The sequence below is a fragment of the Geminicoccus sp. genome (assembly GCF_036263595.1).
Classification (GTDB): Bacteria; Pseudomonadota; Alphaproteobacteria; order Geminicoccales; family Geminicoccaceae; genus Geminicoccus.
Genome location: NZ_DATAGQ010000085.1, coordinates 1 through 26,670 on the forward strand (window position 1 = coordinate 1; position 26,670 = coordinate 26,670).

Sequence of the window (26,670 nt, forward strand, 5' to 3'; positions counted from 1 at the left end):
GACCGAGGCTTTCGATCGCTGTAGTTCTGCTCGGACGGCGTGCGTGGTCTTGGCGCAGCCATGAAGAACCTGGGCCATAGCTCGTCCCTTCGCAGATGGTCATAGCTTACTCCATCACAATCCGGGACTAAACACCTAGCCAAGGAGAAGTTCGGGCTCGCCGCGGCGTTGGACGCGGATGCGGAAGTGGTTCCATTCACCGCCCAAACCCGCACATCGGGTGTGCGCTCCGGCAACATCACGATCCTGAAGGGTGCCGTAGATTCGATCCTGAAGGCCAACCCGGACGCGGAAGGCGCGACCGAGCTCAAGCGGATCACTGACGAGATCGCCCGGGGCGGCATGACGCCGCTCGCGGTGGCTCGCAACGGTCGGCTGCTCGGGGCCGTGGCACTGAAAGACATGGTCAAGGCCGGCGTGCGCGAACGCTTCGCTGAGCTTCGCCGCATGGGTATCCGCACCGTCATGATCACTGGCGACAACCCGCTTACTGCCGCGTCGATAGCAGCCGAAGCCGGAGTCGACGACTTCCTCGCCGAGGCGACGCCGGAGGACAAGCTGGCACTGATCCGACGCGAGCAGGCTGGCGGACGGTTGGTCGCGATGTGCGGCGACGGCACCAACGACGCGCCTGCACTCGCTCAGGCGGACGTGGGCGTCGCGATGAACACCGGTACGCAAGCCGCGCGCGAGGCCGGCAACATGGTGGACCTCGACAGTGACCCCACCAAGCTCATCGAGATCGTAGGCCTCGGCAAGCAGCTCCTGATGACGCGCGGGGCGCTCACCACCTTCTCGGTCGCTAACGACGTCGCCAAGTACTTCGCAATCATCCCGGCGATGTTCATCACACTTTATCCCGGTCTCGGTGTTCTGAACGTCATGGGACTTTCGAGCCCTGAGAGCGCCATTCTCTCTGCGATCATCTTCAACGCGCTGATCATCCCGCTGCTCGTCCCGCTCGCGCTCAAGGGGGTGACCTACAAGCCGATGGGGGCCGCGCCGCTGCTGGCGCGCAATCTCGCCATCTTCGGCCTGGGCGGGCTGCTGGCACCCTTCATCGGGATCAAGCTGATCGATCTTGCCGTCTTTGGTCTCAACCTCGCCTGATCGGAACACGGTCTCTGCGTGAGAGATGTGTTTTCCCTTCCGGCTTACGGACCGACTTCGCTCGTAGAGGCGCGTTCCAGCCGTACTTGCTTGAGGTCGGCGCCGGACGGGCAAATGCACGTCGCCACGTCCACCCGCTTCTGAGGATATTTCCCGATGCGTTCCGATCTCGTCTGCGCGTTACGCCCCGCGCTAGTGCTGACCCTCCTCTTCGCCCTGCTCCTCGGCCTCGGGTATCCGCTCGCCTTGACGGGCGTCGGCCAAATCCTCTTCTCCGACCAAGCCAATGGCTCGCTGATCCGCGGCCCGCTTGGCGAAGTGCGCGGCTCGCGGCTCATCGGGCAGGCCTTCGCCAGTCCCGGTTACTTCCACGGTCGTCCGTCCGCGGCTGGCGATGGCTATGATGCGCTCGCATCCTCGGGCTCGAATCTGGGACCCACGAGTCGTGAGCTGGTGGACCGTGTCCGCGAAGATCAGCGGGCCATCGGCGGTGATGCGCCACCCGACCTGCTTCTGGCCTCCGGATCGGGCCTTGATCCCCACATCAGTCCCGCAGCGGCTCGGTTCCAGGTCAGCCGGATCGCTGCCGCTCGCGGTGCGGCGCCTGCGGTCGTGCAACGGCTGGTCGACGAATTCACCCTCCAGCCACTGTTCGGGTTGCTGGGCGAGCCGAGGGTAAACGTCACTGAGATCAACCTCGCGCTCGACCGCCAGCTTCCTGAACGCTAACTCAAGGCATGGCAACCGCGACCAAAGTGCTGATCGTAGAGGACGACGTGCATATCCGCCGCCTCCTGCGCGGCGCGGTCGCGCGCGCCGGGTACGAGGTGGTCGAGGCGGCGAGCGCGTGCGGAGCGCTGTCCTCGTTCTCGATCGATCGCCCTGACGCCGTTCTGCTTGATCTCGGGCTGCCGGATCGGGACGGGATGGAACTCATCCAGCTCGCCAAGGCAGCCGGTGCGGCGGTTGTTGTCGTGTCCGCGCGTGAAGCGACTGGCGAGAAGGTGGCCGCGCTTGACCTCGGGGCGGACGATTATCTCACCAAGCCCTTCGACACCGACGAGCTGCTGGCCCGTATCCGCACAGCGCTCCGGCATCGCCTTTCGGGCATCGCGGACCAGGAGCGGCTGGTCCTGGGCGAAGTCGAGATTGATCTCGCCCACCGCCGCGTCCGGCGCTCTGGTGAAGAGGTTCACCTAGCTCCCAGGGAGTATGGCGTTCTCGAGATCCTTGCGCGCCATCCGGATCGTGTGATCGGACACGGTCAACTGCTTCGGGAGGTCTGGGGGCAGGCACACGAACGGCAGCTGGATTACCTGCGAATCGTGATCCGCAACCTGCGTCAGAAACTGGAGGCGGACCCGAGCCGGCCGGCACTCTTCATCAACGAGCCCGGCGTGGGTTATCGCCTGCGCGAGCCTGTTTGATCGTGAGGAACGCCAGCACCGGGCAGCATCCCGTGGGAGCGAGCCACGCGGACGTCGCCAGCGTCTCCAGGGCCTAGACGAAACCCCTCAATCTGTGGCACGGCTCTCTCAGGTGCAGCATAGGTGTCCGATCCTCCGTTCTGGGCCCGGTTCATCGGCTGGCTAACCTGCGCGGGCGTGGTGGAACTGGTAGACGCGCCGGACTCAAAATCCGGTTCCGAAAGGAGTGTCGGTTCGATTCCGACCGCCCGCACCATCCTTAAAAACTTAACAGAACCACAGCGTTTCGTCCCAGCGACATCCCGCCGGGTGTGCTGCGCCGGGTGGTGGCTGAACGCAGCTATACCAGCCATGCCTTCCGCGAGCACATCTGGAACCTGGGGCAGCCGGCCGGCGATCGCGCCGCAACGGCACGGGCGCCCGCCTGGATCCATCACAACCGCCATTGCGTGCAGCGCCGCTGGCCCAGGCCCAAGACGTGGCGCACCGTCGCCACCCGCTACGAGACGACAGCCAACTCCTTCATGGGCATCCTGTGCCTTGCAGCCGCCCTCGACTGGCTCAAGAATTGACGGAGCCTAAGGGCAAAAAATTGCCAAAGCAGCCCTCGCTGAAGGCGACCAGATCGTGGCGACAGCACGAGCGCCGAACGACCTGGATGACCTTTTGGAACGCTGGGGTGACCGTATCCTCCCGGTCCGGTTGGATGTCATGAGTGCGATCGAGGCACGGGATGCAGTGGCAGCCGCTGTCGAGTGCTTCGAGCGTATCGACGTCGTGGTGAACAATGCTGGCAAAGCCGACCTGGCGGCGATTGAGGATTGCGACGAGACATCCTTTCGTCAGCAACTCGAGACCGTGTTTATGGGGTGGTGCATGCCACCTAGGCTGCCTTGCCCGTACTGCGGAAACAGCGCCGGCCATTTCATCCAGATGTTGTCAGCGGGCGGGCGCATGGCCATGCCAAGCCTTGCCGCTTGTCAGAGTGCCAAACGGGCAGTCACCGGCATCTCCGACGCTCGCGGCCGAAGTGGCCCCTTTCGGCCTCAAGGTCCCAATCCTGGAGCGGGGGACCATGGGCACGGGTATGCGGGGTGGCAGCTCCATGGAAAAGCGACGTCAGCGGGCCCTATCAGCCGACGGCGGCACCGCTGCGAAGTGCCTTCGGGGAGCGATCCGAACGGCGCCCAATGAGCCGGCGAAGGTTGCTCTGTTGGCCGTGAAACTTTCCGCATGTCCGAATCGCCACTGCGATTGCTCGCCGGAACTGATGCTCTGGAATGTGGTGAGGCCGCCGCAAAAGCAGTCATCGACGGCGATGGAAAGATCTCGGTCGCTCCGTCAACGTTTAGCGTCCAGTACTGTCCAGTTCCTTCGCCAGCAACTCGCCCGAGTACCGGGCGACGGCGAGCAGGCGCTCAGCTTGCAGGCCAGCATAGGCCGCAGCCGAGAAGCCGCGCAATGTGGTTACGACAAAGTCAGTCAGCTTGTCAGCCTGATCGGGAGCGTGGTTCGCGATTGCAACATGGATCGCCTCGATCATTTGTTGGCCGATCTTCAGTGCGACTGCGCGGGCGTCGGGATCGGCGGCACGCGCACCCTCGGTGACAAAGCAACCCGGACAGCACGCATCGCGGCTGTACTGATCGGCCGCCGCGATGAAGAGGTGCGTTATGGCCTCGCCAAGGGACCTGTCGTCGCTGAAGATCTCCGATAGCGGCAGGCCCTGTTCAGCGACGTAGCGCTCCAATGTGCGCTCGAACAGTCCTGCCTTGCTGCCATAGGCGGCGTAGAAGCTCGGCGGATGAATATCGAGGGCCTCTGTCAGTGCGGCGACGCCAACGCCGTCGAAGCCATGCCTGTGAAACAGCGCCTGGGCTTTGGCGACTCCCTCCTCACGATCGAACTCGCGCCTGGGGCGGCGCTGGCGTTTGAGTTCCTGCACGGACATTCCTCCTGCCTGCGTCGGTAATAGCAATCGCTACGAAAAGATCGACGGTCCCTTGCCAGGGCATTGTAGTGATCGCTATTATTTCCTTGCTGGAAAAGGAGCAAGACAGTGAGCGCATCAGACAGAAGGATCGCCGTAGTGACAGGCGGCAGCAGCGGGATCGGCTTTGCCATTGCGCGAAAGATGGCGGCGCAGGACATGCGGGTGATCATCACGGGGCGTCGCCAGGATGCGCTTGATCGCGCGGTCGCGGAAATCGGCGGCGACGCTGCCGGCATCGTTGCCGATGTGTCCAGCCCAGCCAGTCTGGACGCGCTATTCTCCGAGATCCGGTCCGGGTTCGGTCCGATCCATATCCTCGTCGCCAACGCCGGCGGCGGCGCTCATGCACCCTTGGGAAAGATCACCGAGGCGGACTACGACCGGCAGTTCGACACGAACGTCAAAGGTATCGTGTTCACGGTGCAAGGGGCGTTGCCGCTCATGGAACCGGGGGCGTCCATTGTCATCGTCGGCTCCACAGCCTCCATCGATCCCGGCCCCACCATGAGCATCTATGGCGCCACCAAGGCCGCTGTGCGCAATCTGGTCCGGAGTTGGGTCAGCGATCTCAAGGGCACCGGCATCCGTATCAACATTGTCAGTCCAGGGCCGACAAACACGCAGTCACTGCGTGATGCCTTTGGCGAGCACGCCGAAGAAGGCTTGGCCTTCCTCAAGAACAAGAGCCCAATTGGTCGCATCGGCGAGCCTGAGGAAATCGCGGAGGTGGCGGCTTTCCTTGCAAGTGATGCCGCCAGTTACGTCAACGGCGTCGAATTGTTTGCCGATGGCGGCGCTTCGCAGGCCTGAGGGGGCGACCGCCATGTCCACGGACATTATCAATCACATCGAATTTCCCGTCGCTGAAGCGGAGCGGTCGCGGCGGTTCTACGAAGCTGTTCTGGCGCCGTTGGGGCTATCGCTCGTCATCAGTATAGATCCAGCCCGCACGGCACATGGCGGCGCGCGACACGGCTTCGGCAAGAATGGCTATCCTAGCCTGTGGGTTCACGAGGCGAGCGGAGCGAAACTCCCGATCCACGTTGCCTTTACTGCCGATGACAGGAAGACAGTCGAGGCGTTTCACGCGGCCGCGCTTGCCAACGGTGGCACTGACAATGGCGGTCCGGGTATCCGCGAGCACTATCACGCGAATTACTACGCTGCTTATGTCCTGGATCCCGATGGCAACAATATCGAAGCCGTCTGCCAGACGGATTAGTCCTGCGAGCAATGACATCGCGTACGCTTCGATATCGAAGCGTCAGGCAACAACTGCGAAGGCGATTACGATCATCGCCACGACGCTGGCGAGCCAGGCGAAGGTGCGGATTCTCGGGATGCCGTCAACATAGACGATAGGACGGTTTGAAGAAGCCTTCCCAGGTGCATGCCGTGGTCGCTGGTGATGGCGCCAGCTTGATGGCCGAGCGCTTACCCTTGGTTGGATCTGGCCGGATCGTCCTGTCGTGACCGCTTTACCCTGTTGGGTGAGTCAGATCGCGGCCGGCCCCTCAAGCCAGACCAGCCGTTTCGTATTGTATGCCATGTTGGCCATGCCGATCTTCACTTGTGGGGTTTGTAGACCTCATTTCACCTCGCCCTAGCCTACCGGCTCGGCTATCGCCTGACGCCATCACCTCTAGGCGGAAGCCGCTCATGGCGGCGAGGAGGCGGGATGGATGCACGTACCCGGCTGGGCCCGCGATGGCCTCCTGGCCATCGCCCCTGCCGGGATGGAGCCGGCGCCTGCTGCGCCGGCTGGATGCGGCTCTACGAGGAGATCGGCAACGCCGGCATCGTCTGCCGCTGCTGCGGCATCTTCCGGCCCACGCTGCGCAAATGGTGGCAGCGCTACCGTGCTGATGGTGTTGCTGGCCTGGAAACCCGCAGCTCCCGACCGCACCGTTCGCCAGGCCGCAAGGTCCTGCAGCAGGAAGAAGTGCTGATCCTAGAACTGCGTCGCAGCCGGCGGCTTGGCATCAAGCGGCTCCACAAACGAACTCATCCGCGAGCATGCTCTCAAGCTCGCGCTCGATACCATCCACAAGGTCCTGATCCGGCACGGCGAGCGCTACGGTGGAAACACATCAAGCGCGACAGCCGGCCCATCCCGGGTGACCGGGTGCAGGTCGACGTCTGTAAGATCAGGCCGAACATCTACCAGTACACCGCGATCGACGACGGCTTGCGCTTCCAGGTCGTCGGCCTCTATCCCCGCCGCACCGCCACCAACACCGTCCACTTCCTCCAGCGCGTGCTGGAGGAGATGCCGTTTGCCATCCATCGGCCGGCAGCAGCCCGGCCGATCCATCCCCGCAGGAGCCGAGGTCAGGACCTCGGCGGGCGCATCCAGACCGACCGTGGCCAGGAGTTCTTCGCCTACAAGGTCCAGGACCAGCTACGCGACTGGCACCCGCCCCATCCGGCCACGCTCCCCGCATCTGAACGGCAAGGTCGAACGAGCCCAGCGTACGGCCCTGGAAGAGTTCTGGCCGATCGTCGACCTCAAGGATGCCTCACTGCCCGACCAACTGCTGACGGATTCGCGGGTGCGTAAGGGTGAGGTCTTGGATGCCAATCCTACACGGGCAGGTTGAAGCAGCTGGGGTCCGGCTGGCATGATGCCGGCAAGACAGGACCGGTACGATGCAAGACAGCCTCTCCCAGCGACTGCCCGATCCGGTGCGGATCGAAGCCGCCATGGGCACGATCGATCCTCGCTTTCTCGACTCGCCGCTCGTGCAGAACGCCGTCCTCGATGAACGGATGGACTGTTCGGTCCTGACCAAGATCGAGACGCTGAATCCGATCCGCTCGTTCAAGGGACGCGGGACGGATCTGGTACTCTCGTCGTTGTTGGCGGCTGAGGCGACTTCAGATCGGGCCAGGCCGGTGGTCGTCTCGGCGTCCGCAGGCAATTTTGGCCAGGGCTTGGCTTTCGCAGGCGTCAGCCGCGGCGTCGACGTCATCGTCTACACTGCCGAGAACGCCAATCCGCTGAAGATCGAGGCCATGCGCCGCTTCGGGGCCAGAGTGGTGCAGGAAGGCCAGGACTTCGACGCTGCCAAGGCGGCCGCGCGCGCCTATGCCGCGCAGCATGGCTGGCCTTTCATCGAGGACGGCGCCGTGGCCGAGGTCGCCGAAGGTGCCGGCACGATCGCGCTGGAATTGACCAAGGCAAAGGCACGTTTCGACACCATCCTCCTGCCCTTGGGCAATGGGGCACTGGTTACCGGCGTCGGCGCCTGGCTCCGCGTAGAGCGCCCGGACTGCCGCGTGATCGGCGTGGTGGCCGAGGCGGCCCCGGCCATGCTTTTGTCGTGGCAGAAGCGGTCGGCCGTGGAAACCAGTGCTGCTGCGACTATGGCGGACGGCATCGCCGTGCGTGTGCCGGTACCCTATGCCTTGGCCTGCATGGCGACCACCGTCGACGACGTGGTGAGCGTTTCCGAAACGGCGCTGCTAGCCGCCATGCGCCTCGCGCATGAAACGCTTGGGCTCGTGGTGGAGCCTGCCGGCGCCGCTGGGCTCGCCGCCCTCGTAGCGCAGCCCGAACGATTCAGGGGCAGGGCGGTAGCTACGATCCTGTGCGGCGGAAACTTGACGGTCGCCCAGATGCGGCAGTGGCTTTGTGCGGATCCGGCACTTTAGGCCCCCTCGATGTCGTCTTCGGGAATGGGAGAGTACTGACGCGCTGCAAGTCCAGTCGTGGGGCTCTCCGTGCGCATGAAGCAGGGCTGGAGCCGCTGATCCAGCCATTGCGGCGGAACGATCAGGCGCGCCGAAGCCTGTGTCCCTTGAGTCCACCCCTTCATGCTCATCAACGCAGACCTGGCTGACCATGATCTCTTCCATCCCCCGGCTGTCGCGCGCCGAGCTTCCAGTGACGACTGTCGAACTTGCCCGATGGTTGATCGGCAAAACCCTCGTGCATGGCAGCGCCGATGGTCTCACCAGCGGGCGGATCGTGGAAACCGAAGCCTATGTCGAGGGTGACGCGAGCAGCCATGCCTTTCGCGGCCCGACCCAGCGCAACCGATCGATGTTCCTCCGCCATGGCCATGCCTATGTCTATTTCATCTATGGCAGCTGGTACGCCCTCAACATCAGCGCGGAGGCGGTAGGCGTCGGGGCGGGGGTGCTCTTCCGGGCACTGGAACCGCTGGAAGGGGTGGCGCTGATGCAGGAGCGCCGCCGGACGTCCAGCCTCGTGGACCTCTGCCGAGGCCCCGGGCGGCTGGCGACGGCGATGGCGATCGACCGCCAGTTGGACGGCCTCGACATGTGCGGCGACGGCCCCCTCTGGCTCGGAGGCCCTGTATCGGTTGTCGGACCAATCGGTGAGAGCGTGCGCATCGGCATTTCCAAGGAAGCGCACCGCGTGCTGCGCTTCTTTGAACGAGGCAGCCCATTCGTGAGCGGACCAAAGCGGTTGCTGTCCCAGGTCACGGACGAGGGCAACAAGCAGCCGGTATGAGTGGCTGCGGCTGGATCCTGTGCTGACAAGCCGTCCTTGGTCTGGGAAGGTGCGAAACGTCCGGGAGAATCCGGCTTGTCCTGGCAGGGAGGACTTCCGCGATGCAGGTGACGGCCCTGGCACCGCATGAGTTCGAGCCGTTCCGCAACCTGACCTTCCCTGTGATGCGCCGCCTCCTGGACCCGGCCGAAGGCGGTCGGATCGTCTGCGTTGGCGCCTGGAGCGATGGGCAGCCGGCAGGGCTGGCCCTGGGCGTGATGGCGGACGATCAGCTGTGCGAGCTAGCCTCGTTCCACGTCCTGCCCTTCTTCATGACCGACAGCCTGACGGCGACACTGCTGGACCGTTGGGAGACCGAGGCGGCCGCCCGGGGTGCCCGGCACGCCATCCATTTCTTCACTGCGAAACCGGGTGACGATCCGACCGCGCGGTTCTTCCTGTCCCGTGGCTGGGCCAAGCCCACCGTGCGGACCATGGTCTGCCGCGCCACGATCGAGGTCGCGTTCGCCACCAACTGGTTCGTCAGGGCCCGGATGCCGGCGGGTTGCCACGCGGTCCCCTGGGTCGGACTGACCGACGAACAGCGGGCCACGCTGGTACCGGCAGGAACAACACCCTGGTATCCGCCGGCCCTCGATCCCTTCCATCATGAGCGTGGTTGCGATGCGGCAACCAGTGTCGGCCTGCTGGAAACGCACGATGGCCGGGAGCGCCTGGTCGGCTGGGTGATCACCCACAAGCTGGACGAGGTGGCGCTGCGGTGGACCTCGTCCTTCGTGCGGCAGGACCTGCAGCGGACCGGCCACGTCGTGCCGCTATGGCTCGAAGTCGCCAAGCGTCAGCGTGACGCCACCACCCTGACCGACTTCATCTTCACGGTTCCCGTCGAGCAGCCGCGCATGATGCGCTTCACTGCCCGACGGATGGGCCGCGACCTGTCGGAGTGCTCCTTCGGCTGCTTTACGACGAAGAAGCTGGAACCTTCAGGCTAAGATTGGTCAGGAGGCCTCGGCCAAGACCCGGCGACGCCCCGGCGACTTCGGATCGTCGTCCAACAGGCCGCCCGTGAACATCTCTTCCAGCAGCTCGGCCGCCAGGAAGATGTTGACGTCCTGATCGACGACCCGGTCGAGCAGTTCGCCCACCGTCAGGTTGCCCTGATCGAGCAGTTCGCCCACCGCACGCACATGCTTCAGGCCGGTCACCCGGTGGATCCGGCTCGGTCCTTTCAGTTCGAACCCATCGGAAAGTGGCGTGTATTCCAGGTCCGGGCGGAACGAGCCGCGGTCGTTGGCACGCAGGGTCTCCGGCATGTAGGCGTCGACCATGCCCTCGATGATCGCCCGAAACTCCGCAGCGTCGGCGAAATGATCCTCAGCATAGATGCGATAGCCCGTGGGCCACGCCTCGCTGCCGCGGGTCGGGCTGACCAGCTGGATCTTTCGCTCCAGCATGTTCACGAGGAACCCGGACACGCAGGCGATCGTGGAGTGGTCCGCCGGGACCGTGTCGATCTTGTCCTCCTTGCCGGCCTGCCTGAGCTTCTGGCGGCGCTCCATCGCACGGCCGGCATTGGCCTTGCTGCCCCAGGCCTCCCGATTCTGCATCACCAGCTCGACGCCCATCAGCTCCTCGGCCGTGAACGTCGCATGGACGCGCTCGAGCATCTTCAGGTTCACGATGGAGAAGCGGTTGGTGACGGTCTTGTACTTGTCGAACAGGGCAAGGATCCGCCGGGTGAGGTCGACATCCTTCAGCGGTGCCGCCGTGGTCGTCTGGGGCAGCGCGCCGGTGATATGGTAGTAGTCCTCGATGAACCGGTCATAGTCCGGGTTGTCGCAAGGATCCGTGGCCCAGTAGCAGAACCCGGTCCGCGCAGCGCTCCCGAACAGCTCATTCAGTACGCCGATGCAGCCCTGCCATAGTTCGGCATTCTCGGGCGTGTACGGCCAGTAGCCCTTGAACCGGTCGGCGGACAGGCCGCAGAACCAGCATCCGACCGTACAGCCTTCGCTCAGCTCCAGCGCCACGAGCGGATGGGTAATCGATGGGCCGGACGAGCCGAGCTCGCTCATCGTGCGCTCGATCTGACGCCTGCGCCACTTGTCGAACCGGGGATTGGACTGGCTGGCATCGCCCTCGTCGCGCAGCATATCCCGGTGCTGCACCATCTGCGCGATGTAATCATCCCAGACCTTGCCCAGGGGCCAGCGGTCGCGCTCGTCGGTAAATCGGTAGCGGCGGTAGCGGGCGTCATAGAGGGAAGCCAGCTGCGGCACGTCGATGTCGATGCCGTATTTCCCTGCGACGACCTGCGGGTCATCGATATGGATCGTCAGCTGCTCACGGAAGCCGGGGTCGCCGACCAGGCGCTCCAGGAACCGCTTGATGTGCGCCAGCGTCCGCAACTGCTCCGGCGTCCGTTCGCTGAACATGCTCCGATAGTGGCGGGTGGCTTCGGTGACCTGTTCCATGGGCATGGCTTCCTGAGGATCTCCGACGTCAGGCGACACGCCACACGGGCGGCGCAGCAAGGGATGGATCGGCGATAGCCGGCTCGATGAAGGTCTGGTCGTACATGTCGGCGACCACGGCGGAAGCCGTGAAGACGTTGTGGCCGGAACGGGCGAGGGCTGCGATCAGGTCCCCCGGGGTGGCGGGAGAACGGCGCAGCATGGTGAAGAGGTCGGCCAGGCATGGCTGCCCCCGCAGCACGTAGCGTGTGTGCCGGTTGGACAGGATCACCTGCTCCCCTTCGATCATGACCACAAGGTCGTCACGAATCGCCAGCTTCTGCGCCGATAGCGGGCCGCCTGCCATGTTGCTCTCGATCATCCCGTCGATCGCGGCATGGTAGCTTGCAGCATCCTGGAATGTCGCCTCTGCATGGATGCGGTAGCCGAGCGGCCAGCGGTCACTCGCCGAGCATGGCGAGATCAGACGGATCGTCCGCTCGGGCAGGCTGACCAGGAAGCCGGTGACGCAGGCGATCGTGGTCGCATCGTCGGGGCCGGTCGCCTCGCCGCGTTCTTTTTCGCGGGCACGTCCGGCAACGGCCTTCGGCATCAGCGAATGCTTCATCTGCATCACCAGCTCTACACCCAGCAACTCGCGGGCGGAGAAGGCGGCGAAGATGCCGTGCAGCTGGCGTAGCGTGCTGACCGAAAAGCGGGTGCCGGCCGTGCGATGACGTTCGGCCTGACGCAACAGCCGACGCGTGAAGGCGACGTCGCGCAAGGGCGCCGCCGTCGTTGCCTGCGGCAGGCAGCCGGTAATGGCAGCATGTTCCTCGGCAAAGGCGTCGTAGTCGGGATTGTCGACAGGATCGGTTGCCCAGTAGCAAAAACCAGTCTGAGCGGCCGGGCCGAACCGGGCGACCATGGCAACCAGCATATCCTGCCAGAGTTTGCCCTGCTCGGCAAAACGTGTGGCGCCACCGAACTCGGCCGCGGACACGCCACAGAACCAGCAGCCAATGCTGCAGCCCCGCGACAGCTCATAGGCCACCAGCGGGTGGTTGATGGCTGCATGGGCCGGCCCGATCTCGCCGGCCGCTCGGCGCATCTGCCGATCGCGCCAAGCCACGAAGCGCTCGTCCGTGCAAGCAAGTGAGGGGAAGGCAGTCGAGAGCTCTCGATGGCGGACGAGATCCTCGTGCCAACCCTTCCAGAGCTGCACATCGGGCCATGCCTGCAACTCAGGCGTCGACCAGACCCGGTGGCCCAGGGGAAGATCCCAGATTGGGCGCACTTCTTCTGGATCGCTTGGCACCTGGAACCGCGCGAACAGGCCGGCTGGCGCTTCCCGGCCGGACCGCAGGGCCAGCCGGAAGGCACCGTCGGCGATCAACCGCTCCCTGAAGCGTTTCACCCGCGCGATACGCTCGAGCTCGGCATCACTGCGTCGCTCGAACATCGCGCGGTAGAAGGCCCCTGGATCGGTGAGACCACCTGGACCACTGACGTTACTGGTGGTCATCGATCGCCGTACTGGTCGAATGACCTGAAGATCAGGTGAGAACGGCTGCAACCACGGCCACGACTTCGGCCGCGACGGCGGCATCGGCAGCCGCTTCGGCGACTTGCACCGCGCTCGTCGCGACTTCGGCAGCTTCCGCGGCCGACGTAGCCACGGCGGTGGTCTGAACCGTGGTGCTGCTGGTGCTGGACTTGCCGCCAGCCACCGCGTCCAGCTGCGCATCCGTCAGCTGATGCGGGCTCTGGCTCTGCATGTACTGCTTGGCGTCGTCGATCGTGAACGAGTAACCGTTCTTGTTGGCGATATCGACGACGGAGGCCAAGCCGCTCGCGCCGGCCTTGACCGTGTTGCGCAGAGGCAGGTTGGAAACGAGATCGTTGGCGAACCGTTCGGCTTCAGAAACGGACATGACAACCACTCCCTACTCCTGACGATCTGCCAGGACTTGACGATTGCTGGCCAGATAGTTGGGACAATTGTCCTTTATCCGTTTTCTGGCGAGCCACTCGATGTTTTCTAGAGCGAGTGTAGGTGCAGCGTCAATATTTGATGCTGGCCGCTGTGCGGCAGCATTGCCGCAGTACTCAACTCGTGAAGATCAATTCGCCGTGTGTTATCGTCGTCGAAATTTCTTGAAGCGCAGTCTAAGCTACCGTCGCCACCGCGGAAGACATGTTCTGCGCGACAGCCAGCGACTGGACCTGGGCCGCGGTCGGTTGGACGACCACGACCACCTCCACGACTTGGGTGGTCGACGGGCCCGACAGCACTACTGTGTCCACGGTGGCGGCAGGGCTGCTGCCGCCCGCCAGGGCATCCAACTGCTCGTCGCTCAGCGGCTGGTTGCTCTGGCTGCGGATGTACTGCTTGGCTTCGTCGATGGTGAACGAATAGCCGTGCTTGTTGGCAACGTCGACCAAGGCTCCCAGGCTACCGCCGCCGGCCTTGACCGTGTCGCGAAGTGCAGGATCGCCTGCAAGATCCTTGAACCTTTCAGCTTCAGCGATCGACACGTACTATCCTCCCTTATTCGGGGCTTTTATTGCTTTGATACCGGTCGAAAGTGAACATGGATCGACCTCGTCAACCCATGCGAAAAAACTCGCGGGTCCGGTACAGTATCGGTCCTCCCGAACTATCGGCGTATACTCAGTTAGACGTCAAGGCACAGAATCTGTGGAACCGATTTTATCGAAGACGTGCGGGTAGCGTGACTTCCCGATGCAGACGGGCGCAGTATAAGTGGCTGGATGACAGGTTCCGTTCAGGGGGACGGTTGAATGATTCCCGGTCAGGCGGCACGGCGCGCGGCCGTTCTGGGTGCGGTCGCCTGGTTGCTGCCGCAAGGTGCCGGGGCCGTGACGCTCGAGGAGGCGCTGATCCTCAGCTACCAGTCCAACCCGACACTACAGGCGGCCCGCGCCGACCTCAGGGCGACGGACGAGCTGGTGCCGCAGGCGATGAACAACTTCTTTCGCCCCCAGCTCAACGCCGTCGGCATCTATGGCAAGGAGCGGGTCACGACACGTGAACGGCTGTCCGACAGCCAAGGCAGCAGGTCGACGACCAACAAGGAGACGCTGAAGGACAAGTATGTCGAGCTGACCGTCGACCTGCCGCTCTATCGTGGCGGCTCCACCGTGGCGGGCATCGATGCGGCCAATGCGACGGTGGATTCCCAGGAGGCAACACTGCGCAGTACCGAGCAGAGCCTGTTCGTGGATGTGGTGACCGTCTATGCCGACGTGCTGCTGGCACGCGCGATGGTGCAGTTCTCGAACGACAGCCTGAGCGACCTTGGCACACTCAGGCAGATGACAAGGGACATGCTCGATCACCAGCGTGCGACGGTGACGGACATGGCGCAGATCAATGCCCAGGTCTCTCAGGCACGCGGCGATCTGGCGCGCCGGAACGCGGATGTGCGCACGGCAGAAGGCGAGTTCCTGCGGCTGGTCGGCCGCGAACCGTCCAATCTCGAACGCCGGCCGAAGCTGCCGGAATCGGTCGTGAACCTCGAGGCGGGATTGGTCCAGGCCGTGAAGTTCCATCCGGATATCGTCGCGGCGCGCAAGCAGGTCGATGCCGACCGTGCTTCCGTACGCCAGCAGGTGGGTGCGCTACTGCCGCAGCTGGATGCCTATGGCAGCGTCTCCTACGAATGGGACAAGGCGGAGTATGCCGCGACAGGCGACACGCCCGACTACGACGAACTCGACCGCGAGGTGACGCTGGAGGCTGGTCTGCAGCTGACCTTGCCCCTCTACACCGGCGGAGGGCAGTATGCGGTCGTCCGTCAGGCCAAGCAGGTTCTCATCCGTGACCAGCACACCTTGCGGGCGACGGAGGAGCAGGTTGAATCCGATGTCCGCAGCAGCTGGGCTAACTACGAAGCGGCCGAGCACGCATTGCGCGACGCGGAGGATCAGGTCGAGGCTGCGGGCCAGGCTTATGAGGGCCTGCGCCGCCGCTATCGCGACCGGACCACGACGATCCAAGAAGTGCTGATCGCGCAGGACGACCGCACCCAGGCGCTCATGCTGCGCGAGGCCGCGCATCACGACCGCCTCGTCGCCTCGGCCAATCTGATCGCTGCCGTGGGCAGTTTGGACATCAGGTCCCTGCAGCTGCCGACGCCCGTCTACGACACGAGGATCTACCGGGAGGAAAGCCGTGTACGATTGTTCGGCATCGCCGTTGACTAGCTGCACGGATCCGACGTGACGGACGTAGCCCTGGTATCCATGCCGCTTGCCGGCGTCGAGCGACCCTCGATCGCGCTGGGTCTGCTCAAGGCGATCCTGACCCGCGACGGGATCCCGACGCGCGTGTTCTACCCGAACATGTGGTTCCTCGAACATGTCGGGATGAAGGACTACCGCCTCCTCGACAGCATCCGCACCGAGGAGGCGATCGTCGACTGGCTGTTCGGCGGCGTAGCCTTCCCCGATTTCCAGCCGGACCACGACGCCTATCTCGCCCAGCTCTTCGCGCGCAACCCGGGCCGTCACCTTGCCGATACCGCGGGTGCCAAGCGCCGGCTCCTGCAGCTGCGTGCACAGATGACCGACTTCGTCGACTGGACCGTTGCAAAGATCCTGGCGGCCCAGCCGCGGATCGTGGGCTGCACCTCGACCTTCCAGCAGCATGTCGCCTCGTTGGCCCTTCTGCGCCGGATCAAGGAGATCGACCCGACCATCGTCACGATCATGGGCGGTGCCAACTGCGAGACGATCATGGGCCGGACCACAATGGAGCGGTTTCCATGGGTCGATTTCATTGCCTCCGGCGAGGCCGACCGCTCGATCTCACCCTTGTTTCGGCGCATCCTGGCCGAAGGGCCGGCCATTCCCGCCGAGGAGTTGCCGCTGGGCATCCTGGGGCCATCCCATCGCGCAACCGGCTTTCCTGCGATCGCCGGCGGCGATGGCGTGCCGCGCGCCACGACGGAGCAGCTGAACGACCTGCCGGCCCCCGACTACGACGACTACTTCACGGAACTCTCCAACTTTCTCTACCGTGAGCAGCTGGTGCCCGGCATCCCGGTCGAGACATCGCGTGGATGCTGGTGGGGCCAGCGCAGCCACTGCACATTCTGCGGCCTGAATGGTGGCGGCATGGCCTTCCGGGTCAAGACGCCCGAGAAGGCCCTGGACGAGATCAGCCAGCTGGTCGGGCGCTACGGCGTCCGGCGTGTCGAGGCTGTCGATAACATTCTCGACATGGGCTATTTCGACACGGTGCTGCCGGAGCTGGCGGCCCTGCCGGAACCGCTCAACATCTTCTTCGAGACCAAGGCCAACCTGAAGCGCTGGCAGGTCGAGCAACTGGCGAAGGCAGGCATCCGCTGGATCCAGCCTGGCATCGAGAGCATGCACACGGGCGTGCTCAAGCTCATGCGCAAGGGCTCGAGTGCCTGGCAGAACGTGCAGCTCCTGCGCTGGGGGCGACAGTTCGGTGTGCGCATCAGCTGGAACCTGATCTGCGGGTTTCCGGGCGAGCAGGACGAGTGGTATGCCGAAATGGCATCCTGGATGCCATCCTTGGTCCACCTGCAGCCAGGGGCCGTCGTCACCCTGCGCTACGACCGCTACAGTCCGTACTTTCGTGCTCCCGAGACCTATGGCCTGAAGCTGCAGCCCTCCAGGCTCTACCGCTACGCCTATCCCCTGAGCGAAACCGACCTTGCCAACCAGGTCTACTTCTTCGAGGACACGGCACTGCCGGAGGACGCGCATGGCAGTGTCCGACGGCCCGGGCTGGCCGCGCTGCGCCGGGTCATCGGAGAGTGGCTGCGCGCCTGGGGCGAGGCCGAGCTGCCGAAGCTGCTCATGCGCGACGAGGCCGGCGTGCTCGTGGTGACCGACACTCGGCCTTGCGCCAGCGCGGCGGAACGGCGTCTGTCTGGCGTATCGCGCGCCCTGCTGCTGGCGAGCGAGGAATCGCCATCTGCCTCACAGCTCCGCCAGCAACTGGCGTCGGCCGGCCATCCCGAGGAGGAGATCGACACGGCCATCGAGGAGCTGGCTGCCGCCAGGCTCATCCTGGAACTCGACGGCCGGATCGTGCCGCTGCCCCTGTGGGAGCCCTATACGCTGATGCCGTCGACGGAGATGTTCCCGGGCGGGTACCTGCGCAAGGTCGAGGTCGCCATGCTGCAAAGCCTCGTGCCGGCCGAATGAGCCTGAACATAGCCCGCCATACGCTGGCGGTCCCCGGCCACCTGGACCTGACCGGGGGCGGCCGCCTGGTTGATCTCCAGGTAGCCTACGAGAGCTATGGAACGCTGGCCCCGGCGCGCGACAATGTGGTCCTGGTGCTGCATGGGCTGACCGCTGACCAGCACGCCGCCGGTCCGCCGTGGATGGAAGGTGGCAAGGCCGGGTGGTGGGACGTGGTGATCGGTCCTGGCAAGCCGCTCGACACGGACCGCTTCTTCGTCATCTGTCCCAACGTGCTGGGCGGTTCAGGGGGGACTACCGGGCCGGCAAGCACCGATGCCACTGGCCAGCCTTACGGGTCGCGTTTTCCGGTCGTCACGATCGCCGACATGGTGGAACTGCAGCGTGTCTTTTTGGACGAGCTCGGCATCGAGCGCGTGCATGCCGCCGTCGGCGGATGCATGGGTGGCTTCCAAGTGATGGAATGGCTGGCGCGCCACCCACAGCGCATCGGCCGCGCCGTACTGATCAGTGCCACGCCAAGCACCACAACGCACAATCTCGCGCTCTGGTCAGTCTTGCGGACGGTGCTGCAAAGCGACCCGGCTTTCCGGAACGGTGACTACTATGACGGCCCTGCACCCGACACGGGCGTGGGCCTTCTTGCCATGGTGGGTGCCCTCTTCTGGATGAGCCGAGAGACTCTTCAGCGCCGCTTCGGCCTGCGCACGGCCGATGGCACCCCGCCCCGTTACACAATCGAACCCGACTTCGCGATCGAACACTTCCTCCACGGCATCCGGCAAAGTGCAGCCGGCCGGCTCGATGCCAACAGCTTTATCCACCTTACCCGCGCCATCGACTATTTCGACCTGTCCCGCGACCACGGCAGCATCGAGCAGGCCTTTGCCCGGGCGACCGCGCCAGCGCTTCTGGTGAGCTACCGTAGCGACTGGCGCTATCCACCGGAGGACATCGAACTTCTACATATAGCCATGTCGCGTGCGGGCCTCCCGTCGCGCCATGTCGTGCTCGACAGTCCGGTCGGGCACGGCGCGTTCCTCTACGACTTCGCCAGTCTCGCGCCGATCCTGGCGGAATTCGTCAATTCGCCGGAATGATGTGGTCCACGGACATGAGCGGCCGCCCCACCATCCGCTCGCCCACGTCCCTCGTCGCGATCGTCCGGTAGCCGGCCGCCGCCACGGCTGCACGATGCACCTCGATCTCCACCAGCATCTGCCGCGAATAGCCGTGACTCGCGTCCAGCGGCGTAATCAGGCTGCGGCCGACATGGCGGGCCGCCAGCGCCGGGTCGACAGTGTGCGCCTCGATCGCGATCATGCCGTGCCGCCGGGTCCGTGGCGCCCAGGCCGCCAGCAGCTCGGCCAGGCTGCCATAGGCCAGGGATGGATCGATGGCCGATCCGTCCGCGTCCACGAAGACCGCATGCATGGCCGGCGGCGCAAAGGTGACGGAAGGCCTGACATAGGTTCGATTGTGCAGGACGGACTTGCTAACGTGGAGCACGTCCTCCGCGGGGATGCCCTCTCGGGCCAGGCTGGCTGCGATTGCCTCCGGCTTCCCGATGTCGCCTCGCAACGACCTCCAGGGCGTGTCGAGGCTGGCCAGCCGACGTGCGGTGGCCGCGCGCGCGACTTCATTGATCTCGACGCCGACCAGGGTCAGCGGAAACCTGTCCAGCAACTGCCCGCGCCGGGTACGCTGCCTGATCGCGAGGTAGAGCTCGGACAGGAGCGTGCCGTCGCCTGAGCCGGTATCGACAACCGCCTTGGGCTGCGCCTGGACATCATTCGTGTCGAAGATCGGCAGCGCCAGATCGAAGAAGGGCGTCCTGCAGTTGCGGGCGAACACGATGCCGCTGAAGTCGATGTCGAGTGCGCGATCCACGTGGGTCTCGATCTCGCCCGGCTGCGGCGTCGGCATCTTGCCACCCGTCAGAAGCGCCGAGACCGATTCATAGGTCGGCAGGTAGCAGATCGGGTAGGCGTACTGGGCTGCCATGCCTACGGCTGCCTGGCCTTCGGGCGTGAGCTGTTCATCCGTTGCCCAGCCTTCTGCCGCCAGCACCGCCATGGCCGATCGCGTCGCGGGATCGTCGGGAGACCCGTTCAGGCGGCCGGAGCGGACGAGACCCAGCATCGCTGCTGCCACCATCGGACCACGCAGCTGGCAGGATACCCGCTCCGTCAGCGGATCGCCTCCGCGCTTCGGCAGTACGAGGTCGCCCGGCCCAGTGCCACCTCCCCCGGTCAGGGCCGTGAACATGGCGCGTCCCTGCGCCGTTCGTTGCGGCATGTCCCGATAGCGATCGGCCTGCGCCAGCCATGCCCGACCCGTGTCCGTGAGCACGACGCTACCGGGCATGAGCGCGACGAAGCCCTGCGAGGCCAAGAGCTTGCAGGCCAACTGCAAGTAGCCGGGCGCGAAGCCCAGTATCAGGGCCAGGATGTCCGGCGAGACCGGCTTGTCCATGAGCGCGAACGCTTCGCGTTCCGTCAGCGTCGCGACCGTCGTGCCGATCGCGATGCCATCGCAGTGATGGCAGATCTTCGTCCAGGCCGCGACAGCGTGGGGATCGGGTGCGGCCATTAGGCGATCTGCCGCTTGGCCAGCGCGGTGAACGTGCCGTTCTTTGCCATCAGCTCCTGGTAGTTCCCCTGCTCGACCACCCGGCCCCTGTCGATGACGTAGATCAGGTCGGCGTGGATGATGGTGGAGAGGCGGTGCGCGATCACGATCCTGGTACAGGCAAGCGTCTCAAGGTTGTGGGAGACCTGCGCCTGGGTTTCATTGTCCAGGGCGCTGGTAGCCTCGTCGAAGATCAGCACGCGGGGCCGGCGCACGATCGCGCGCGCAATCATCAGGCGCTGCCGCTGGCCACCGGACAAGGTCGCGGCACCCTCGCTGAGCACGGTCTCCAGCCCCATCGGCATGGCCTCGATGTCCTTGTCGAGCCCAGCCATCCGTGCAGCCTGCATCGCCTCGTCACGGGAGACCGGGGCACCGGCGGCGATATTGTTGTAGATTGACCCCGCGAGTAGCCGGCCATTCTGAAGCACGACGCCGAAGCGCCGCCGAACGGCCCGCTTGTCCAGCCATTGCAGATCCATCCCGTCGATCAGGATCGAGCCGACCTCCGGTTTCTCGAAGCCCAGCAGGAGCCGGATCAGCGAGGACTTTCCCGCACCGGATGGACCGACGATGGCGACGAACTGGCCACGTGGCACATGAAGGGAAAGACCGCGCAGCACGAGGGGTGCATCGGGAGCGTAGCGGAACTGGACGTTCACGATCTCGATGGAACCTTCGATGTCCCCAGGGTCGGCAGCCCCGTCGTAAACCTCCTCCTCTGCCTGGATCACCGGCGTCACGCGTTCCCAGAGCGGCTTCACATTCAGGACTTCGACCGCCGTCTGCGTCAGGCCGAAGACAGCGCCCAAAAACTGGCCATAGGCGACGTTGAACGCGATGAACGAGGCGGTCGGCATGGCCGTATGCAGACCCTGGCCCATGATGTCCGACCATTCGGTCGGTGTATGGAAGAAGGCCAGCAACTGCCCTGCTTCCACGCCGATCGTCCCGAGGGCCGCCAGGACGGCCAGGTATTGGACCACACTCTTGAACACGATCAGGCGGTTGTTCAGGCGGCGCTGGTGCAGGCCGACCAGCACGCTTTCCAGATAGACCGCGGACCAGCGGCTGAACGCCCGCCGCTCGGCTCCCGCCACCCGCAGCTTCGAAACCGCGCTCAGGAGCTGCAGCACCAAGCCCTGCAGGCGACCGGTCAGCGCCATGGTCTCGCGATTGCGCGCGAGGATCCGCCGGCCGATCAGGTAGATGATGCTGCAGTACATGGCCGCGATGACGATGCCGACCAGCGCAAGCCGCCAATTGTACCAGACGATCAGCATCAGGCTGAAGAGCCCGGAGATGCCGGTCACCAGCGAGGTGTTGATCGTGCCGGTGAGCACGCCGCGGATGCCGTTGATGCCGCTCGCCCGGTTCGCGAGGTCGCCGACCGTAAAGCCACGGAAGAAGGAGGCCGGCAGGTTCAGGAGGCGCACCCAGACGGCGCCCTGGACCCGGTTGTCCATATGGCTCTCCAGGCGGAGCATGGCGAGCGATTGCACGAAGGAGAACGCGGTGAGCGAGATCCCGATCACGACCAGGGCCGAGATCAGGACCGTCAGCTGATCGGTCTGTGCTTCCGGGATGATGGGATCCATGATCCATCCCGTCGCAACCGGTACGGCCAGCGAGAGGAAGCCGCTCAGGATCATCGTCAGAACGAGGTTGCGCGCGTCCCGGTAGCCTCCCTTGAACCCGAAGCGAAAGATCTGCCAGGGATTGAGGCTGCGGCCAGGCAGGTCGGGCGTGAAGGCGAAAGCCTGCGGATCGATGAGGCGCGCGACCTTCGTCGTCACCTTGACGTCGGTCCCATCGGCCGGGTCGACCAGCTGGTAGGACCCTGGGCTGTGCGGTAGGAGAGCAGCGGGGTGCTTGTCCGGCCCGTAGAGCACCAGGAGCGCTCCGTGATCGGATGTCCACCACCGTCCTTCCAGTTCCACTGTCCTTACCTGGATGTCGTGGGCACGGGCATAGATCAGGGCCAGGTCCGCGGGCTTGCCGTTCGGCGGAAGCATGATCGGGCGCGGCTTCAGCATGACACCGACGCGGTCGCATACCAGGGCCGCTGCGGCGAGAAAGGGTGAGGTTTGCCGTTCGAGCGGTGGCGCATCGACCTTCAGGACCTGCACCATTGCTTGCAGGGACCCTGAGAAGATTTGGTCGGAGTAGCTGGCACTGCTGACATCGAGTGCCGTCCGCTCCGCCTCCGTCTGATCGACGAGCATGGTGATGTCGGCCAGCAGCGCGGCGTTCAACACGACCAGATCGTCCCGCCAGTCCGGTGTGGCGAGCCATTGAGCCACCGAAATGGCAGTGACGTCGCCCGCGGATGTCGCCGTCGCGCACGACATCCGCGTCACGAGCCGCCGCCGCCCTGCCGTCCCATCGGTGACTCCAGGCGGAAGCCAGACCGGTGCCGCGGCCGCCTGCAGGACGTCCCCTTGCTTGAGCGTGATCTGTTCGCCTGGCCTGATCACTACCGTGCCCGCCGGCGGGGTCGATGCCGTGGCACTCGTGATGCGGTCGAGCCAGTCCTGCCAAAGGGTCACGACCGTCGGATCCTGCTCGGACGATCCCGTGCCTCCGAGCTGCAGCTTGCTCGTAGGGAGTTCTGCGATCTCGGCCTGATTGGACGGCACGGCCAGGAGCCGCTGACCCTGTTCGGCGGCGACGCCCGCCACCAGCGAGCCCGCGGGCACGGTGAACAGGAACGTGCGCCGGCCATCCAGCGGATCGGCGGCGGGAGCGAGATAGAAGATCTCGACCCGACCGGAGAGCACCAGCCGCAGCTTGGCCGGGTCGGACAGGAAAAAGCCGTCCATGCCGTCCATGACCTCGCGGTCCAGCGACAAGGCCAGCGCCATGCTGCGCGCAGGCTCGCTCCAGGTGCGCGAGATGATCGCGGTGAGGTCCTGCGTACCACCGAACAGGCTCGCCAGATCGGTCATGCGGCAGCTACCAGTTCGGCGTAGCGGCCCTTGGCAGCCGTCAGGCTGCTGTGCGTGCCGCGCTCGACGATTTTCCCCGCATCCATGACGATGATCTCATCGCAGTCGCGGATCGTGCTGAGCCGATGGGCAATGATGATGCAGGTGATGCCGCGCCGGCGCAGGTTCTGGTCGATCTCCTGCTCGGTGAGGGGATCGAGGGAGGCGGTCGCCTCGTCCAGAACCAGGATCGACGGGTTGCGCACGAGGGCACGAGCGATCTCCAGGCGCTGCCGCTGGCCGCCGCTGAAATTGCCGCCGCCTTCCTCGACGACGCTGTCGTAGCCTCCGGGCCGTGCCGCGACGACGTCATGGATGCAGGCGTCCTTGGCTGCTTCGACCACGGCGGAGCGCGGGATGTTCGCGTCCCAGAGAGTGAGGTTGTCGTGCACCGTCCCCTCGAACAGGAAGATCTCCTGGTCCACCGAGGCGACGGACGCGGCGAACACCGTGCGCGGGATCTCCTTGATGTCCTGCCCGTCGTAATGCACCTGACCATGGGCTGGCTCGTACAGGCCTAGCACCAGGTGGCCGACCGTGGATTTGCCGCTGCCGGTACTGCCGACCAGCGCCACCCGCTGGCCAGGATGCAAGGTGAGACTGAAGTCTTCGATCAGCGGCGGATCGAGCGGGCTGTAGCCGAACGTCAGGCCGGTCAGGTCGAGCCGCCCCGTCAGGCGTGTGCTGCCATTGGCGAGCTTCACGATCTGCGGATCGTCATGCGCGAGCACGGGATCGGTGCGGAACGCCAGGACGTCGTCCAGCCGGTTGAGATGGCCGGAAATATCCTGCAGCTGCGAACCGAACGACACCAACTGCTGGATAGGCCCGACGAAGTTGCCCATCATCGCCTGGAAGGCGACGAGGGCGCCGACGGTCAGGTTGCCGGTCATGATCTGCCATGCACCGACCCCCAGCACCGCCGCGGTGGTCAGGTGGCCCAGGAGGGTCGGGGCCATGTTCAGGCTGAGGGACACCCGGCCCAGCCGCTGGCCCATGTTCAGGTTGTTGGTCTGGTAGCCAGACCAGATGCGGAAGAAATCGCTCTCGGTGCCGCTGGCCTTGATGGTCTCGATCGCCTGCAGGCCAGCCATCGACGCTCCGGCGAGCTTGGCGGTCACGTTCAGCTGAACGTTGCTCAGGTCCCGGCGCTTGCGCTGCACCAGGCGCAGGACGAGCAGGTTGAGCGCGGTGAGCCCGGTTGCGATCAGGGTCAGCTCGACGCTGTAGAGTGCCATGACCCCGCCATAGACGAAGACCATCAGGCAGCTGACCAGTGTGCTGGGCAGCGGTCCGGCCAATAGGGAAGCAATGACCGACGCCGACTGCACGCGCGTCGCAACGTCGCCCACATAGCGCTGGGTATAGAAGACCACCGGCACGCGCAGGACGTGCCAGAAGAACTGGCTGGCCAGGATGACCGCGAACTTGACCTGGAGCTTGAGCAGGTCGCGCTGCTGCATCCAGACCAGGAGGCCGTTCAGGATGGCTGCCAGCGCGATGCCGACGAGCAGCGGGAACAGCCAGTCGGTGAAGCTTCGGACCAGGATCTCGTCGACGAAGACCTTCAGGAGGAACGGCAGGAGGAGGCCCGCCAGCGCGATCAGGAAGCTCGTGCCAGCCACATGGGCCAGCGCATCCTTCGACCCTTGCGTGCGCTGCCAGAGCGACTTCAGCACGCTCGGTCGCTTGCCGCCCTTGGTGAAGTCTGGTCCGGGCGCACCCTGCAGCACGACACCAGTGAAACCGTTAGAGAAATCTTGGACCGAGATCGTCCGGGGTCCGCTGGCCGGGTCGTTCACGAACACCCGTTTGCCCGATCTGCCTTCGAAGACGATGAAGTGGTTGAAATTCCAGAAGACCAGGTAGGGTGGTGGCAGGGCCAGCGCCTCGTCCAGCTCCAGCTTCAGCCCCTTCATGTCCAGGTGGTAGGCCCTGGCGCCGCGCACCACGGCGCTGGCACGCACGCCGTCGCGCGACACGCCGCAGGCGACGCGCAGTTCTTCGAGGGGAACGCGGCGGCCATAATAGGCCAGGAGGCTGCCAAGTGCTGCGGCACCGCACTCCACGGCCTCCATCTGGAGGACGGTCGGCGTCCTGACCCGATGGCCCCAGGGTAGCCGCAGCGTCATCGCGGGGCCAGCCAGGTTTCATATAGGGGCACCACGAGGTCGATCGGACGCCGGTTCTCTACGGTAATGGCGGCCACGGCCGTGGTGCCGGGCGTGATCTTGATGGCGGGTCCCTCCGAGGACGACCAGCGCAATCCGCTGGTCGTGGCGGCATCCTGGCTCAGGTCCAGTCGGACCTCGATCGGCGAGCCCGCGGCCAGCATCTGTTCCACCAAGTCCTCGTTGCTCAGGATCGCCTGCAGCCCTTCGCGCGTGACCGGCAGGGCGCTCACGCTGCTGACGGTGGCATGGATCGTCCCGTAGATTTCCCGCTCCACCGAAGTCGGGCCAATCTCGGCTGTCATGCCGGGCGCCACCCGCTTGCCCTGGCTGATCGGCAGGAAGGCGACGGTCTGCAGACCGGAGCCTTCCTCCTCGATGACCACCACGCTCTGTCCGGCAGGCACCTGTGCCCCGAGCTTGGTCGCGATCTCGGTGACCATCCCGTCGGTCGGGCTGCGCAGGATCCGGGTCTGCTTCAGCTGCGTGTCGATGTCCGCCAGCCGGTTGCGGGCGGCGATGATCTGGCTTTCCAATTGGAGGCGCGCCAGCTCCTGCTGGTTCTCGAACTCGATCTGGTCGATGGAAAGGATCGTCAGCTGGTTGTTCAGGTCGCGCAGGTTGCGCTCGGCATCGTCCAGCCGCGCCTTGGTCGCCTCCAGCTCGTCGCGGGTGATGAAGCCCTGTTTCAGCTCGCCCTGCTCGGTAGCATACAGGTTGCGCAGGAAGGAGACGTCCTGCTGGACGGACGCCATGCTCTTCTCGATCGCGGCCTGCTGTTTGACCTGGCTCTCGCGTCGGCGGGCGATGTCCTGCTGCGACATGGCGACGAGCCGGCTGTATTGCCCATCCAGGTCGTTCAGGACCCGTTGCGCTGCTTCACGCTCGGTGTCGAGCTGCGGCTGGAACAGCGTCACCAGCGGATCGCCCTCCTTCACCTCCTGACCCGTCTTGACGCTGATGGCAGAGACGATGCCCGTGGCTTCTGCCGCGACACTGTAGATCAGGCTGTCGCGCTTGAGGATCACACCCATGCCTTCGGCACGGAAGGGCAGGCGACCAAGAAAGCTCCAGGCGAGAACCGCCGCGACGGCCAGCCCCAGTATCGCCAGCAGGATCCAGGAGGCGGGTGAACTGAGACGCAGGGCCGTGTTGAGCTGCTCCGGATCGCGCAGGCGTCGAACGGCTTCTTCGCGGAAGATGGAGGCCAT

At 65.0% G+C, this 26,670-nt stretch carries 21 protein-coding genes, 1 tRNA gene and 2 pseudogenes; 15 read left to right on the forward strand and 9 right to left on the reverse strand.

All coding sequences use genetic code 11. The features are described from left to right. Nucleotides 1–135: 135 nt before the first annotated feature. From VHL31_RS07195 to VHL31_RS26885, 6 genes and pseudogenes are all read left to right on the forward strand, one after another. Nucleotides 136–1,110, forward strand: a pseudogene (locus VHL31_RS07195) (HAD-IC family P-type ATPase); the annotation flags it as partial. Nucleotides 1,111–1,266: 156 nt separating this feature from the next. After that, on the forward strand, nucleotides 1,267–1,839 hold the full coding sequence (kdpC, locus tag VHL31_RS07200) for a potassium-transporting ATPase subunit KdpC (RefSeq protein ID WP_329660528.1): 573 nt from the start codon (nucleotides 1,267–1,269) through the stop codon (nucleotides 1,837–1,839). An 8-nt stretch (nucleotides 1,840–1,847) separates the two neighbouring features. Beyond that, on the forward strand, nucleotides 1,848–2,537 hold the full coding sequence (locus VHL31_RS07205) for a response regulator transcription factor (RefSeq protein ID WP_329660529.1): 690 nt from the start codon (nucleotides 1,848–1,850) through the stop codon (nucleotides 2,535–2,537). 171 nt (nucleotides 2,538–2,708) lie between these two features. Next, nucleotides 2,709–2,793 (forward strand) — tRNA-Leu (locus VHL31_RS07210). Nucleotides 2,794–2,863: 70 nt separating this feature from the next. Then, on the forward strand, nucleotides 2,864–3,109 hold the full coding sequence (locus VHL31_RS07215; protein ID WP_329660530.1) for a transposase: 246 nt from the start codon (nucleotides 2,864–2,866) through the stop codon (nucleotides 3,107–3,109). A gap of 19 nt (nucleotides 3,110–3,128) precedes the next feature. Next, on the forward strand, nucleotides 3,129–3,731 hold the full coding sequence (locus VHL31_RS26885) for an SDR family NAD(P)-dependent oxidoreductase (protein ID WP_414653658.1): 603 nt from the start codon (nucleotides 3,129–3,131) through the stop codon (nucleotides 3,729–3,731). A 154-nt stretch (nucleotides 3,732–3,885) separates the two neighbouring features. On the opposite strand, the gene VHL31_RS07220 is transcribed toward VHL31_RS26885, so the two are convergent. Next, nucleotides 3,886–4,482 (reverse strand): TetR/AcrR family transcriptional regulator, encoded by a 597-nt coding sequence (locus VHL31_RS07220; protein WP_329660531.1) that lies wholly within the window; start codon nucleotides 4,480–4,482, stop codon nucleotides 3,886–3,888. Between the two features lie 114 nt (nucleotides 4,483–4,596). On the opposite strand from VHL31_RS07220, the gene VHL31_RS07225 reads away from it, so the two are divergent. From VHL31_RS07225 to VHL31_RS07250, 6 genes and pseudogenes are all read left to right on the forward strand, one after another. After that, on the forward strand, nucleotides 4,597–5,340 hold the full coding sequence (locus VHL31_RS07225; protein WP_329660532.1) for an SDR family oxidoreductase: 744 nt from the start codon (nucleotides 4,597–4,599) through the stop codon (nucleotides 5,338–5,340). 13 nt (nucleotides 5,341–5,353) lie between these two features. Further along, complete coding sequence (locus VHL31_RS07230; protein WP_329660533.1) at nucleotides 5,354–5,752, forward strand: VOC family protein; 399 nt, start codon at nucleotides 5,354–5,356, stop codon at nucleotides 5,750–5,752. A 543-nt stretch (nucleotides 5,753–6,295) separates the two neighbouring features. Further along, nucleotides 6,296–7,067, forward strand: a pseudogene (locus VHL31_RS07235) (helix-turn-helix domain-containing protein); the annotation flags it as partial. 112 nt (nucleotides 7,068–7,179) lie between these two features. Then, nucleotides 7,180–8,184 (forward strand): threonine ammonia-lyase, encoded by a 1,005-nt coding sequence (locus VHL31_RS07240; RefSeq protein WP_329660534.1) that lies wholly within the window; start codon nucleotides 7,180–7,182, stop codon nucleotides 8,182–8,184. A 190-nt stretch (nucleotides 8,185–8,374) separates the two neighbouring features. After that, nucleotides 8,375–9,010, forward strand: a complete 636-nt coding sequence (locus VHL31_RS07245; protein WP_329660535.1) for a DNA-3-methyladenine glycosylase — start codon at nucleotides 8,375–8,377, stop codon at nucleotides 9,008–9,010. 101 nt (nucleotides 9,011–9,111) lie between these two features. Next, nucleotides 9,112–10,002: a hypothetical protein gene (locus VHL31_RS07250; protein ID WP_329660536.1), complete on the forward strand. Its 891-nt coding sequence runs from the start codon at nucleotides 9,112–9,114 to the stop codon at nucleotides 10,000–10,002. Between the two features lie 6 nt (nucleotides 10,003–10,008). On the opposite strand, the gene VHL31_RS07255 is transcribed toward VHL31_RS07250, so the two are convergent. From VHL31_RS07255 to VHL31_RS07270, 4 genes are all read right to left on the reverse strand, one after another. After that, nucleotides 10,009–11,484 carry a radical SAM family RiPP maturation amino acid epimerase gene (locus tag VHL31_RS07255; protein ID WP_329660537.1) on the reverse strand — a complete coding sequence of 492 codons (1,476 nt, stop codon included), beginning with the start codon at nucleotides 11,482–11,484 and terminating at the stop codon, nucleotides 10,009–10,011. A gap of 28 nt (nucleotides 11,485–11,512) precedes the next feature. Beyond that, nucleotides 11,513–13,072 carry a radical SAM family RiPP maturation amino acid epimerase gene (locus tag VHL31_RS07260; protein ID WP_329660538.1) on the reverse strand — a complete coding sequence of 520 codons (1,560 nt, stop codon included), beginning with the start codon at nucleotides 13,070–13,072 and terminating at the stop codon, nucleotides 11,513–11,515. Further along, nucleotides 13,020–13,397 (reverse strand): Nif11-like leader peptide family natural product precursor, encoded by a 378-nt coding sequence (locus tag VHL31_RS07265; protein WP_329660560.1) that lies wholly within the window; start codon nucleotides 13,395–13,397, stop codon nucleotides 13,020–13,022. The genes VHL31_RS07260 and VHL31_RS07265 overlap by 53 nt, the downstream gene beginning before the upstream one ends. 235 nt (nucleotides 13,398–13,632) lie before the next feature. Further along, entirely contained in the window at nucleotides 13,633–14,001 is a 369-nt protein-coding gene (locus tag VHL31_RS07270) for a Nif11-like leader peptide family natural product precursor (protein WP_329660539.1), read from the reverse strand. A gap of 267 nt (nucleotides 14,002–14,268) precedes the next feature. Between VHL31_RS07270 and VHL31_RS07275 the strand changes: the two genes are divergently transcribed. The 3 genes from VHL31_RS07275 to metX are packed head-to-tail and all read left to right on the forward strand — an operon-like array spanning nucleotide 14,269 to nucleotide 18,770. Next, the gene (locus VHL31_RS07275; protein WP_329660540.1) at nucleotides 14,269–15,693 is read left to right on the forward strand and encodes a TolC family protein; all 1,425 of its coding nucleotides are present in this window, start codon (nucleotides 14,269–14,271) and stop codon (nucleotides 15,691–15,693) included. Between the two features lie 15 nt (nucleotides 15,694–15,708). Then, complete coding sequence (locus VHL31_RS07280; protein WP_329660541.1) at nucleotides 15,709–17,670, forward strand: RiPP maturation radical SAM C-methyltransferase; 1,962 nt, start codon at nucleotides 15,709–15,711, stop codon at nucleotides 17,668–17,670. Next, the gene (metX, locus tag VHL31_RS07285; protein WP_329660542.1) at nucleotides 17,667–18,770 is read left to right on the forward strand and encodes a homoserine O-acetyltransferase MetX; all 1,104 of its coding nucleotides are present in this window, start codon (nucleotides 17,667–17,669) and stop codon (nucleotides 18,768–18,770) included. The genes VHL31_RS07280 and metX overlap by 4 nt, the downstream gene beginning before the upstream one ends. Here the strand turns inward: metX and VHL31_RS07290 are convergent. The 4 genes from VHL31_RS07290 to VHL31_RS07305 are packed head-to-tail and all read right to left on the reverse strand — an operon-like array spanning nucleotide 18,754 to nucleotide 26,670. Continuing rightward, nucleotides 18,754–20,262 carry a hypothetical protein gene (locus VHL31_RS07290; RefSeq protein ID WP_329660543.1) on the reverse strand — a complete coding sequence of 503 codons (1,509 nt, stop codon included), beginning with the start codon at nucleotides 20,260–20,262 and terminating at the stop codon, nucleotides 18,754–18,756. The two genes, metX and VHL31_RS07290, sit on opposite strands and share 17 nt — an antisense overlap. After that, the gene (locus tag VHL31_RS07295) at nucleotides 20,262–23,249 is read right to left on the reverse strand and encodes an NHLP bacteriocin export ABC transporter permease/ATPase subunit (protein ID WP_329660544.1); all 2,988 of its coding nucleotides are present in this window, start codon (nucleotides 23,247–23,249) and stop codon (nucleotides 20,262–20,264) included. Before VHL31_RS07295 ends, VHL31_RS07290 begins: the two co-directional genes overlap by 1 nt. Then, nucleotides 23,246–25,420 (reverse strand): NHLP family bacteriocin export ABC transporter peptidase/permease/ATPase subunit, encoded by a 2,175-nt coding sequence (locus tag VHL31_RS07300; RefSeq protein ID WP_329660545.1) that lies wholly within the window; start codon nucleotides 25,418–25,420, stop codon nucleotides 23,246–23,248. The genes VHL31_RS07295 and VHL31_RS07300 overlap by 4 nt, the downstream gene beginning before the upstream one ends. Then, the gene (locus VHL31_RS07305; protein WP_329660546.1) at nucleotides 25,417–26,670 is read right to left on the reverse strand and encodes an NHLP bacteriocin system secretion protein; all 1,254 of its coding nucleotides are present in this window, start codon (nucleotides 26,668–26,670) and stop codon (nucleotides 25,417–25,419) included. The genes VHL31_RS07300 and VHL31_RS07305 overlap by 4 nt, the downstream gene beginning before the upstream one ends.